The sequence below is a fragment of the Rhizobium leguminosarum bv. trifolii WSM2297 genome (genome assembly GCF_000271845.1).
Window position 1 is genome coordinate 3254780 of record NZ_JH719395.1, and the last position, 12462, is coordinate 3267241.

General features: G+C 63.2%; 6 protein-coding genes. 3 read left to right on the top strand and 3 right to left on the bottom strand.

The genetic code is table 11. The annotated features are described in order from the left end of the window. Nucleotides 1–11: 11 nt before the first annotated feature. Together RLEG4DRAFT_RS31000 and hemA are read right to left on the bottom strand one after the other, a co-directional pair. Entirely contained in the window at nt 12–989 is a 978-nt protein-coding gene (locus RLEG4DRAFT_RS31000; protein WP_037094398.1) for a LacI family DNA-binding transcriptional regulator, read from the bottom strand. Nucleotides 990–1363: 374 nt separating this feature from the next. Further along, nucleotides 1364–2578 (bottom strand): 5-aminolevulinate synthase, encoded by a 1215-nt coding sequence (hemA, locus tag RLEG4DRAFT_RS31005; RefSeq protein ID WP_003582725.1) that lies wholly within the window; start codon nt 2576–2578, stop codon nt 1364–1366. Nucleotides 2579–2900: 322 nt separating this feature from the next. Here hemA and RLEG4DRAFT_RS31010 point away from each other — a divergent pair, with 322 nt between their 5' ends. The 3 genes from RLEG4DRAFT_RS31010 to RLEG4DRAFT_RS31020 all read left to right on the top strand — a co-directional run bounded on the left by RLEG4DRAFT_RS31010 (nt 2901) and on the right by RLEG4DRAFT_RS31020 (nt 11733). Further along, nucleotides 2901–3158, top strand: a complete 258-nt coding sequence (locus RLEG4DRAFT_RS31010) for a YMGG-like glycine zipper-containing protein (protein ID WP_003582726.1) — start codon at nt 2901–2903, stop codon at nt 3156–3158. Nucleotides 3159–3327: 169 nt separating this feature from the next. Continuing rightward, nucleotides 3328–5256, top strand: a complete 1929-nt coding sequence (locus RLEG4DRAFT_RS31015) for an autotransporter assembly complex protein TamA (protein WP_171898247.1) — start codon at nt 3328–3330, stop codon at nt 5254–5256. Between the two features lie 54 nt (nt 5257–5310). Then, entirely contained in the window at nt 5311–11733 is a 6423-nt protein-coding gene (locus tag RLEG4DRAFT_RS31020; protein ID WP_003582732.1) for a translocation/assembly module TamB domain-containing protein, read from the top strand. 178 nt (nt 11734–11911) lie between these two features. Here the strand turns inward: RLEG4DRAFT_RS31020 and RLEG4DRAFT_RS31025 are convergent, their stop codons facing one another. Continuing rightward, nucleotides 11912–12349, bottom strand: a complete 438-nt coding sequence (locus RLEG4DRAFT_RS31025; RefSeq protein ID WP_003582734.1) for an Lrp/AsnC family transcriptional regulator — start codon at nt 12347–12349, stop codon at nt 11912–11914. Between the last annotated feature and the right edge of the window lie 113 nt (nt 12350–12462).

Genomic DNA, 12462 nt, shown 5'->3' on the forward strand with positions numbered 1-12462 from the left:
TTCCCTTGGTCTCACTCCGTGGGGGCATTGCCCCCGCATGACTGCCGGACGATCAGCCGGCACGGCAATTTCCTGACACCCGGCTCGACAGGCCGTCCTTCCGCAAGCGCCAGCACCGTCAATCCGGCCTGGCGCCCGAGCTCCTTCAACTCCATATCCACCGTCGTCAGCGGCGGCCGCGTCTGGGCGGCGACAATCTCCCAATTGTCGAAGCCGATCACGGAAACGTCCTGCGGCACCTTGACGCCGCGCTCGCGCAGCGCATCGACCGCGCCGCGAGCGATCTGGTCATTGCCGCAGAACAGCGCATCGGGTTTTTCTCCCGGCCGCTTCCAAAGCTGTTCGACTGCCTCATGGCCCCAGCTTTCCGACCAGACGCCGTAAAGCACCGGTTCGCGGTGGCCTGCCACCTCGTGATAGGCGCCGGCCCGCTCCCGCACCGAAAAGAAATCCTCCGGCCCGGTGATATGCGCAATCCGCCGCCGCCCGGCCTTCGCCAGCCATTCCACTGCCAGTCTCGCACCCTGCTCGTCGTCAGACCGAAAGGTAACGCTGTTCTGCGTCCCCTCGGTGAAGGCGTAGACCACAGGCACATGCAAGTTCGACAGATCGACGGGCAGACGCCTGTCCAGCCGCTTTCCCGTGGCGATGATGCCGTCGACCTGCTTGTCGAGCATCGCATCGACATGGATCTGGGCGAGCGCCGGATCGTCTTCGATGGCGCAGAGGAAAACCGAAACCCCATGATCGACGAGCGCGTCCGAAATACCTGCCATCACCGGCAGCGTGAAACGGCCGTAAGTGTCGTTGGTCAGCAGCCCGATGGTGAAGCTGCGCTTGCTGAGAAGACCTCTCGCCAAGGCATTCGGCCGATAACCGATTTCGCCGGCGATCCGCTTCACCCGCTCGCGCGTTTCCGCGCCCATCCGGCCGGTGTCGTTGAGCGCCTTCGACGCGGTCGAGATGCTCACCGCGGCAGCCGCCGCCACCTCATGGATGGTGATCCTGCCTCTTTTTCCTCCCGATATGTTCAGACCGTCCTCCTTCTGAAGTGGCTTGAGAAAAGCTTTTACCAACTGCGATGTCAAGTGAGAAAAGGTTTTCTCATGCAATTGGCAGGACAGGCCGGGGAGAGGAAGCTTCTAGCCAGCAAGGTGCGGAGAACCGGTCCGCATCGGCCGGATCGGATTACCACCGACACCGGTCGCAAGGACCGGCGCAGCTTCTCACAGCGCCAACGGCGGATGCTCTTGTTGGCGCGATGGGGGATTGTGGTGGGGTGTTGCGCAAGCAAAACCGATCGCGATCAGAACCTCCGGCGGAGGTCCTGATCGCGGCTTGAACCCAAGCGATCATCGAAAAATCAGGCGACGTGCCTTGCCAGCGCGCAGCGCGACCAGAGCGAATGCAGCGCCTCGACCAGATGGGCGATATCGGCATCGGAATGCAGCGGCGTCGGGGTGATGCGCAGGCGCTCGGTCTTCTTCGGCACTGTCGGATAATTGATCGGCTGGACGTAGACGCCGCAATTATCGAGCAGCAGATCGGAGATCCACTTGCATTTGGCGGCATCGCCGACCAGCACCGGCACGATATGGCTCGGATTGGGCACATGCGGAATGCCGCGCTGGTCGAGCAGCGCCCGCAGCTTGCGCACCCGGTCCTGATGCCTGGCGCGCTCGAACTGGCTGACCTTCAGGTGCTGGATCGAGGCGACCGCCCCGGCGGCAAGCGCCGGCGGCAGCGCCGTGGTGAAGATGAAGCCGGAGGCGAACGAGCGAATGAAGTCGCAAAGCGAAGCCGACGCGGCGATATAGCCGCCCATCACCCCGAAAGCCTTGCCAAGCGTGCCTTCAATGACCGTCAGCCGGTGCATCAGCCCCTCGCGCTCGGCAATGCCGCCGCCGCGCGGGCCGTACATGCCGACCGCATGCACTTCGTCGAGATAGGTCATCGCGCCGTATTTGTCGGCGAGGTCGCAGATTTCCTTGATCGGGGCGATATCGCCGTCCATCGAATAGACGCTCTCGAAAGCGATCAGCTTCGGCGCCCTCGGATCGGCGGCAGCAAGCTTGGCTTCGAGATCGGCGACGTCATTGTGCTTCCAGATCACCTTGCCGCACTTGGCATGACGGATGCCCTCGATCATCGAGGCATGGTTCAGCGCGTCGGAGAAGATGATCAGGCCGGGGATCTTGGCGCCGAGCGTGCCGAGGGCTGCCCAGTTGGAGACATAGCCCGAGGTGAAGATCAGTGCTGCTTCCTTGGCGTGCAGATCGGCAAGCTCACGCTCGAGCATGACGTGATAGTGGGTGGTGCCAGAAATATTCCGGGTGCCTCCCGCACCCGCGCCACAGTGGTCGATGGCGTTTTTCATCGCCTCGATCACCTTCGGGTTCTGGCCCATGCCGAGATAGTCGTTGGAGCACCAGACCGTGACTTCCTTTTCGCCATCGGCCGTATGGCGCGTCGCGCGCGGGAAATTGCCGCGATGACGCTCTAGATCGGCAAAAACGCGGTAACGGCCCTCGGCATGAAGCCCGTCCAGTTCGTTTTTGAAAAACGCTTCGAAATCCATCATCTGCTCCAGTATCGCGCGGCCGTTCTTGCCGACCGGACGTCCGCGCGTCAATGCTTACCCTTTGCTTTAACATCAACTGCGGCAAAAGGCCCAGTTTTTTGAATGATTCCAGAGAAAAAATCTGCGCGCCGCGATCATGGAATTGATGCCGCAAAACGCCGCCGGGTTTGCGATCCTGGCGAGGACGGCGATGGCCGATATCGCAAAAAAATCGGCGCAGCAGTGGACAACCCTTTCTTCCGACATAGTTTTCGCTCTAGCCTGACAAAAAACAAAAGGGACGGCCCTTGCCCGCTGGGCAACAACCTCGGAGAGAAAAATGAAGAAAGCTGTCATACTCGCACTGATCGGCCTGTCGATCGCAAGCTGCACCCCGACTCAGCAGGGCGCCGGCATCGGCGCTGCATCAGGTGCGGTCATCGGCGGCGCAGTGACCGGCAACGTCCGTGGCGCAGCCGTTGGCGCCGCTATCGGCGGCGTGTCCGGCGCCCTCATCGGCAGCGTCGCCGAACAGCCCGGCCAGTGCTACTATCGCGACCGCTACGGCCGCCGCTATATCGATACCTGCCCGCGCTGACATCGCCGGCAAACCGATACATCCAGGAAATCCCGGACACACCTCCGGGATTTTTTGTGCTAAATTAGTGCGCTGGCAATTTAAAATGGTACACCCCGCGCGATTTTGCCGCTAAGCTGTTCACGGCTGGGCAACGAAGCTTCATTGTAGACGTAACCAAAAGCGGCGTATGCGGATTAGAGGGACAGGCCCGAAAACAGGTATTGCGTATCGGCGAACAGGCACCATGATGGTGGTCGCAGCGGCAGCTGCGTTCTCACCGGTCCTGATCGGCGACGCTTACGCCTTCAAGCTTTTCGGCATCACCATCTTCGGCAAGGACGAGGACGAAAGTCAGCAGGTGCCCGATCCGGTGCGCTATAAGGTCGAGCTCAAAGCCGATACCGCCGATCCCGACCTGAAAGAAGCGCTGCAAAACAGCTCCCGCCTGCTCAGCGACCAGAAGCAGCCGGTTTCCGGCGATCTCGGCGTCGTCGTCAAGGCGCGCGACGATCGCGAGCGGCTGATCGCCGCCTTGTATGAAAAGGCCCGCTACGGCGGCGTGGTGACGATCACCATCGACGGCAAGGATATCGACGCCCTGCCGCCCAATCCGACATTCGACCGCTCCGGGCCGGTCCCCGTCACAGTCGACATAACCCCCGGTCCGATCTTCAAGGTCAGGGAGGTCCAGTTCGGCGGCGATGCCGCAAACCACAATCCCGCCGATTACGATCTCGCCCCAGGCGCCGAGGCCGGCTCGCTTGCCATCATCAAGGCCGGCGACAAGATCGTCGAGCAGTTGAAGAGCGAGGGCCGGCCGTTCGCCAAGCTCACCGAACGCAAGGTGGTCGCCGACCACAGGAGCGATACCGTCGATATCGTCCTTGCTGCCGAAGGTGGTCCGGTCGCCCCGATCGGCGATGTCGGCGTCACCGGCGAAAAGACCGTCAAGCCCGCTTTCATCCAGCGTTATTCCCGGCTGGACAAGGGCGAAGCCTACTCGCCGGAAGCGCTGAAGAAAGCCGGCGAGCGGCTTCGCGCCCTCGGCGTGTTTTCGAGCGTCACCATTCACGAAGGCGATGCGCTGGCCCCGGATGGCACGCTGCCGATGACGATCGAGGTGTCCGAAGGCAAGCAGCGCTATTTCGGCGTCGGCGCGCAATATTCCACAACCGACGGCTTCGGCGTTCAGGGCTATTGGGGCCATCGCAACCTGTTCGGCGAAGCCGAAACGCTCAGGATCGAGGGCTCGGTGTCGCGGCTTGGCGAAACCACCGATATCGGCAGTCTCGATTATTCCGCCGGCATCCTCTTCACCAAGCCCGGAGCCTTCTTCCCCGCCGCCACCCTGAAGGCCGGCATCGTCGCCAAGACCGAAAACCCGGATGCCTATAATGCGACGCTCGTCACCGCCTCGCTCGGCCTCTCCTACGAATTGACCGACCGGGACACCGTCTCGGCAAGCGGCGAGGTCAGCTGGGAGCGCGACGACGACGCCTTCGGCACCAACGACTATCTGACCTTCACCCTGCCGCTGCAATATGACCGCGACGCCCGCGACGACAAGTTCAACCCGACCGAAGGCTATCGCGCGACATTTTCGGCAAAGCCGGGTTACGAGATCTTCAACGCCACGCCCTATGCCGCCTTCCAGGGCTCGATCTCCGGCTATTTGCCGTTCGGCGCCGAGGCCGGCGTGGTGCTGGCCGGCAAGGTCGCCGCCGGTGTGCTGATCGGCGGCGATGGCATCGAGAACATTCCCGCCACGCAGCGCTTCTTTGCCGGCGGCGGCGGCTCCGTGCGCGGCTACAGCTATCAGGAAATCTCGCCCTATAACGACAATGGCGACCCCACCGGCGGCCGCTCCTATGTCACCGGTTCGCTGGAGGCCCGCATCAAGATCACCGATACGATCGGCGTCGTCCCCTTCCTCGATGTCGGCACCGTATCGGACAGCACTTTTCCCGGCTTTTCCGATATCCGCGCCGGTGCCGGCGCCGGAATACGATATGCCACACCTTTCGGCCCGCTGCGGCTTGATTTTGCCGTGCCGCTGAACAAGTACGAAGATGGCACAGATTATGGAATCTACGCCGGCATCGGCCAGTCCTTCTAGAAGGGCCGATGCCGATTTGTGCGCCATTATGAAAACGGGGTAGTGTCCGCGCCGATGCAAACGCTGGCAAAAATCATCAACTGGTTCCTGCGGCTCACCGCCTATGGCGTGGGCGCCATCTTGATTCTTGCCGTCATGGCACTGGCGATCTTCGGCTTCACCGCCTTTGGCGCCCGCATCGTCACCGAAAAGATAGCCTCGACGCTTTCCAACCGCGACATGACGATTACGGTGCGTGAACCGCAAGGTCTTTTGACCGGCGGGCTTCGCGCCGCCGACATCACCGTCTCCGACACCAGGGGCGTGTTTGCGGAAATTCATGGGCTGGCCATCGACTGGAATCCGCTGGCGCTGCTGACCGGAACCTTCCACGCCAAGCGCTTCGAGATCGAAGCCATCAACGTGCTGCGCAAGCCGGTGCGCACCCTGCCCTCGCGGCCCAAAGCAGACGATGCCGGCGGCTTCGCTCTTCCGATCAAGGTCGATATCGACCGTGTGGCGTTGCCCGATATCAAACTGGCCGAACCCTTCGCCGGCCGCGCCTTCGCGCTCGCCGCCGAAGGCAGCCTGTCGGCGAACCGCGATGGCGGCGAGGCAATCGTCAATGTCCGCCGTCATGCCGTTCCGGATGCACGGCTCGCCGCCGATATCGCCTATGCGCCGGCCGAAAACCGGCTGCGGCTGAAGGCGCAGCTTTCCGAGCCGAAGGGCGGGCTGCTGGCAGGCTTTCTCGGCCTGCCCGACAATCCCGCCGTCAACATCGATCTCGACGGTCAGGGGCCGATATCCGACTGGCGGGGCAAAGTGCAGGCCGCTCTCGACGGCCAGCAACGCGCCGCAATCGAGGCCCGGCATCAGATCAGCACAGACGGATTGCACCACCTCGACCTCAAGGGCGGCGGCGACCTGAGCTCGTTGCTTCCCTCGGCATTCCGGCCGCTTTTTGCCGGCCAGACCAATATCGATCTTGCCACCACGTTCGACGATCACGGCAAGATCGATATCCAGACCGGCAATATCGCCACCGGCAGCGTCGTCATCGCCGCCTCAGGCACGCTCGATCCGGCCGGCAATAACAGCCTGAACGCCAACCTGCTCGGCACCTCCGGCCCTGTCGATTTCCGCTGGCCGCTCGCCGAAGGCGAAGCTCGCTTTTTGATTTCCGGTCTCAACCTGGCACTGACGGGAGATGCGCGGGCGGCGCGGCTGAATGTCAGCGGCTCGCTCGACACCGCAACCCTGCCGCAGGGCAATATCGGCAATATCAAGCTGACGGCAAAGAGTGATGCCTTCAATCTCGCCGCCCGTTCCGGCAGCGTCCAGCTGCGTCTCGTTGCCGGCGACATGACCTTTACGGAGCCGAACCTCAATCGCGCCGTCCAGGGCCCGGTCACGATCGCCTCGCCTCTGCAGATAACGCCCGGCAGCATCGGCTTCAACGGCACCACCGTCGAAAGCGCCAATATCAACGGCGGCCTCAACGGTTCCTACCGGCTGACCGACCAGGCGCTGACCGGCAACGTCAAGCTCACCGTCGCGCCGGCAGCCCTGCCGGTTGCGGTCTCAGGCAGGTTCGACGGACCGATCGCGCTCGAGAGCCAGCTGACCGGCACCATCCCGTCGAAATTCGCACTGTCCAACCTCGTCTTGAACTCCGGCACGCTTGAGGCCGCCGGCAATGTCGCCCTCGACGGCTCGAAGTTGAATGCCGATCTCTCCGGCCGGCTGCCCGACATCGGCAAACTCATGACCGGCGCCAGCGGTGGGGCCGGCTACGCGTTGAGAGTTGGCGGCGAACTGCCGGCAATCTCGGTGACGGCCAATCTCAAGGCCCCCCGCCTTGAGATGGCCGACCGCGTGCTCGGCAATCTCAATATCGACCTGTCAGGTCTTGCCGATCCCAAGGCGCCGCAGGGCAAGATCGCCGCCACCGGCACGATCGATGGCCAGCCGATTGGCATCAACGGCGACATCCGCTCTGAAGACGGCAAGATCAGCATTCCGGCGCTGACCGCCGATATCGGCGGCAACCGGCTGACCGGCAATCTGCATTTTTCGCCGGCCCTGGAGCCGACTGGCGCCCTGACCTTCGACTTCCCCAATATCGGCCTGCTCGCGGCCCTCGGCGGTCAAAAGGCCGAGGGCGATCTGAAGGGGTCGCTCGGCGTCGAGAGCGACAGCGGCAAAATCGCCCTCAAGCTGCTGGCATCGGGCGCCTCGATCCGCCGCGATACACTTGCGATCGTCAAGCCGGATATCGATTTGACGGTCAGCGACCTCCGCGCCCTTGCGGCAAACGGGACAGTCAAGGCCGACGCGGTGGCGGCCGGAGAAAACAGGCTCGCCGGCCTTTCGCTCGGCTTCACCAAGCAGCAGAATCAGACCGATTTCGATCTGAATGCCGCCTATGACGGCAATCCGGTAGTGGCGGCTGGCAATGTCGCGGCGGCAGGCGGCGTGATCGACCTCAACCTCGATCGCTTCTCGGCAAGCCCCCGCAATATCCCGGTCGAGCTTGCCGCACCGACAAAGGTCGCCATCGGCGGCGGTGCCGCCAGTCTGGACGGGCTGACGCTGAAGACCGGCACCGGCTCTGTGAGCGTCACCGGTTCCGCCGGCGAGACGCTGAAGCTCAATGCCGACATCCACGAACTGCCGGCGGCGCTGGCCAATGGTTTCGTGCCGAACCTTTCCGCCGGCGGCACGATCTCCGGAACGATTGCCGTCACCGGAACGCCGGCAGCACCCGTCGCCGATTTCAAGCTCGACTGGAAGGATGCGACGACGGGTCAGACCAAGGGCGCCGGCCTGGCGCCACTCGGCATCACCGCCGGCGGCAAATTCGCCGACAACAAGCTCGATTTCGACACGACGATCGGCAGTGACGACGGCCTGTCGCTCAAAGCCGCCGGCAATGTCGGTCTCGCCGACCCGAAGACGCCGGTCCTCGATGTCAACGCCGATATCGTCAATCTGCCCGCCCGCATCGCCAATGGTTTCGTTGCCGATCTGGCCGCTGAAGGCATTGTTTCCGGAAAGGTCTCGGCGACCGGGCCCGTTTCCGCTCCGATCGCCAATTTCGATCTCGATTGGAAAGGTGCTGCGACCAGCCACACGAAACGGGCCGGCCTTGCGGATCTCGCCGTGAAGGCGTCGGGAAAATTCGCCGACAGCAAGCTCGATTTCGACACGGCGATATCAGGCGCCGACAAGCTGTCGCTGAAGGCAAACGGCAATGTCGCCATATCAGGTACGACAATCGGCAAAGCCAATGTCGATGCAGTGCTGGCGAATGTTCCGGCGGGTATCGCAAACAATTTCGTCGCCGATCTCGCCGCCGAGGGCACGATCTCCGGAAAGCTTTCGGCCGCAGGTTCCCTTGCCGCTCCGACCGCCAATTTCGACCTCGATTGGAAAAACGCGGCGACGAGCCATACGAAGCGTGCCGGCCTTGCCGCTGTCGATCTGACTGCATCGGGAAAATTTGCCGACAACAAGCTTGATTTCAACGCGGCGGCCAGCGGTGACGAAGGTCTCTCGCTGAAAAGCGTGGGCAATGTCGCCATATCGGGGACGACGGTCGAGAACCTCAAGGTCGATGCAACGCTGGCAAATATTCCAGCAAGGCTGGCAAACGGCTTCGTTGCCGATCTTGCAGCCGAAGGCATGATTTCCGGGACGGTTTCGGCAAGCGGTTCACTTTCGGCTCCAACCGCGGATTTCGATCTCGACTGGAAAGACGCCGCGACGAGCCACACGAAACGTGCCGGCCTTGCGGGCCTCGACGTGAGCGCATCGGGAAAATTCGCCGACAACAAGCTTGATTTCAATGCGGCAGCGGGCGGCGACAAAGGCCTGTCGTTGAAAGCCGATGGCAACGTCGCCCTCGCCGGCACGACGATCGACAGCATCAAGGTCGATGCAGAGATCGCCAAGGTTCCGGCCAGTCTCGCCAATGCCTTTGTCCCTGAACTGGCGGCAGAGGGCACGATTTCGGGCACGCTTTCCGCCGCCGGCAAAATCGCCGCACCGGCAGCCGAGTTCAAACTCGCCTGGACGGACGCCGCAACCAGCCACACAAGAACGGCTCATCTCTCCGGCCTCGCGCTTGCCGCATCGGGTCATTTGGCCGACAACCGGCTCGATTTCGATGCCGATCTCGGCGGCGAGAATGGCCTCTCGCTGAAAGCCGCGGGCAATGTCGCCATGTCAGGCACGTCGGTCCAGAACCTCGACGTCAAGGCCGATCTCACCAACCTGCCTGCCGCCCTTGCCAACGGCTTCGTCCCCGGTCTTGCCGCCGAGGGCACGGTGTCGGGAACGGCATCCGCCTCTGGCGCGCTGCCCAAACCGGCTGTCGATTTCAAGCTCGACTGGAAGAACGCTGCCACCGCCCAGACCAAAAGCAGCGGCCTTTCGGGCCTGAGTGCCGCGGCATCCGGAAAATACGCCAATGACAGGGTCGACTTCGACGCCAACCTGACCGGCAAGGACGGCGTGCTGGCCAAGGCGACCGGCGGCGTCACCATCGCCGGAACCGCTATCCGCGACCTTTCGGTCAATGCCGACATTCCCGCACTGCCGGCCAATATCGCCAATGCCTTCGTTCCCGGTCTCGGCGCTGAGGGCACGCTTTCGGCAAGCGCCGTCACCTCGGGAACGCCGACAGATCCGATCGTCGATTTCAAGCTCGACTGGAAGGATGCCGCAACCAGCCACACCAAGGCTGCCGGCCTCTCCCGCCTGGCGCTGGCAGCGACGGGAAAATACGCAAGCGACCGGCTCGATTTCGATGCCAATCTCAGCGGCGGCGGCGGCATAGCGCTGAAAGCCGCCGGCAATCTTTCGCTCGCCGGCACCTCGATCCGCGCGGTCGACGTCACGGCAAATGCCGCCAATGTCCCGGCTGCGATCGCCAACGGCTTTGTTCCGGGCCTTGCAGCCGAGGGCGCGGTCTCGGCGACCGCAAAGGCCACCGGCGCGCTGTCGGCGCCCTCGGTCGATTTCAAGGTCGACTGGAAGAACGCCGCAACCAGCCAGACAAAAGGCGCCGGCCTTGCGCCGTTCACCATCGGCGCAACAGGCAAACTTGCCGCAAACAAGCTGACCGTCGACACCAGCCTTGCCGGCGATGCCGGCATGTCGCTGAAGGGCGGCGGCAGCGTGGTGATCACAGGCAATCGCGCCCTCGACATGCACTTTAGCGGCAATCTTCCCTTCGCCGTGCTCGGCGCTCCGCTCGCGCAGCAGGGCCTCGTCGCCGACGGCGTCGCCACCGTCAACCTGCAGGTTGGCGGAACGGCCGCAGCACCCGTCATCAACGGCACCGTCTCGACCAATGGCGCGAAGCTCGTCGACGTCCGGCGCAATCTCGCCGTCAACAATCTTACGGCGGCCGTGACCTTCAACGGCAGCCAGGCCGTGATATCGCGCCTCAGCGGCAATCTCGGCGGCGGTGGCACGATTTCGGCGAGCGGCGCCATCGGCATCCAGCCGGCCGGCGGCTTTCCCGCCGATATTTCGATCAAGCTCGACAAGGCGGTCTATGTCGATGGAACGCTTGTCGTCTCCACGGTCAACGGCACGCTCGGTCTGCGCGGGCCGATCATGAATTCGACGTTGAGCGGCAAGCTTCGGCTGGACAAGACCTCGATCACCGTCCCGGAAAAATTGCCGACCTCGCTCAGGGAAATCGACATCCGCCACAAGAATGCGCCGCGAGCGGTGCTTGCGCAGTTGCGCGACGACGGCGAGCGAAAACCCGGCGAGAAATCCTCGACGATGACCCTCGATCTCGAAATCGACGCGCCTTCGCATATCTTCGCACGCGGCCGCGGTATCGATGCCGAGCTCGGCGGTAAGGTGACGATCCGCGGAACGGCGGCTGCACCCATCGTGACCGGCGGTTTTACCATGCGCCGCGGCCGCCTGACCATTCTCAACCGCCGTCTGGATTTTACCGACAAGAGCCGGATCACCTTTGCCGGCGACCTGACCCCGGCCCTCGATATGGAAGCAACCTCGGCCTCAGGCTCGACGACGCTGACCGTTGACGTCGCGGGCCTCGCCACCGACCCGGCAATCACCTTCTCCTCCTCGCCGCAGCTGCCGCAGGACGAGGTGCTGGCGCAGCTGATCTTCGGCCAGTCGATGTCAAAACTTTCGCCGGTGCAGATCGCCCAGCTCGCCGACGCCGTCAGCCAGCTGGCCGGCAACCGCTCGACCTCGCTTTTCGAAGGCCTGCGCAATCAGCTCGGCGTCGACGATCTCGATATCAGCACCGATTCCAAGGGCCAGACGAGCGTCAGCGTCGGCCGTTATCTCAACGACCGCACCTATTTCGAATTGCAGCAGGGCGGTGCGGCCGGCGCCAAGGCGATCATCAACCTCGACGTCGGCCGCGGCGTCAAGCTGCGCGGCGCGGCCGGCGGCAACGGTGCGGGCGAAGCAGGCATCGTCTACGAACGGGAATATTGAGCCGGCTTAGCGTAATGAAGGCTGCCCTCACCAGGGGACGTGCCCCGCGAGAGGTTGGCAGGGAACCGAGAGGGTGCGGCATATCCCCTTCGCCCCGCGAGCGGGGAGAAGGTGGCGGCAGGCGGATGAGGGGCTGATCTCGCCGGTCGCTTCGGCCGGAGATCGTCTGACAATGCGTTTAAAAACCCGTCTTGCTGGTCTTGAGCAGAATGTTGCTCTCGGTCGAGTTGATGCCGTTGATCAGCCGGATACGGCGCAGTGTCTCGTCGAAAGAGGCAAGGTCGCGATCCTCGAGTTCGGCGACGAAATCCCATTTGCCGTTGGTGCTGTGCAGGGCGCGGACCTGCGGCAGGCCGCGCAGCTGATCGGCCACCCTGTCGGCGAGTTTGCCGAGCACCTCGATCATGACGATGGCGCGCACGCCGGCGGACCGGGTCTCATGACCGGTGCGGATGGTGAAGCCGACGATGGTGCCGCCGGCGACCAGCCGGTCGATCCGGGCGGCAACCGTTGCCCGCGACGCGCCCGTCATCGCTGCAAGCGAGGAAACGGAAATCCGGGCATTGTGGCGAAGTGCACTCAGAAGTTCGGAATCGAGATCGTCCACGCTGATCACTTTGTCAAAATAGATTTATCAATTTGCGCAATCATAATCCATTTCTGACACTTTTCCATCTTTTTGCCGCCAGCGCTTTATCCCACTATCGGCCGAAACAGGCCTGAACACGG

Bases quoted from the DNA above. Each gene is read 5' to 3' on its own strand.
- hemA (WP_003582725.1), bottom strand. From the start codon at position 2,578: ATGGATTTCGAAGCGTTTTTCAAAAACGAACTGGACGGGCTTCATGCC.
- RLEG4DRAFT_RS31010 (WP_003582726.1), top strand. From the start codon at position 2,901: ATGAAGAAAGCTGTCATACTCGCACTGATCGGCCTGTCGATCGCAAGC.
- RLEG4DRAFT_RS31020 (WP_003582732.1), top strand. From the start codon at position 5,311: ATGCAAACGCTGGCAAAAATCATCAACTGGTTCCTGCGGCTCACCGCC.
- RLEG4DRAFT_RS31015 (WP_171898247.1), top strand. From the start codon at position 3,328: ATGCGGATTAGAGGGACAGGCCCGAAAACAGGTATTGCGTATCGGCGA.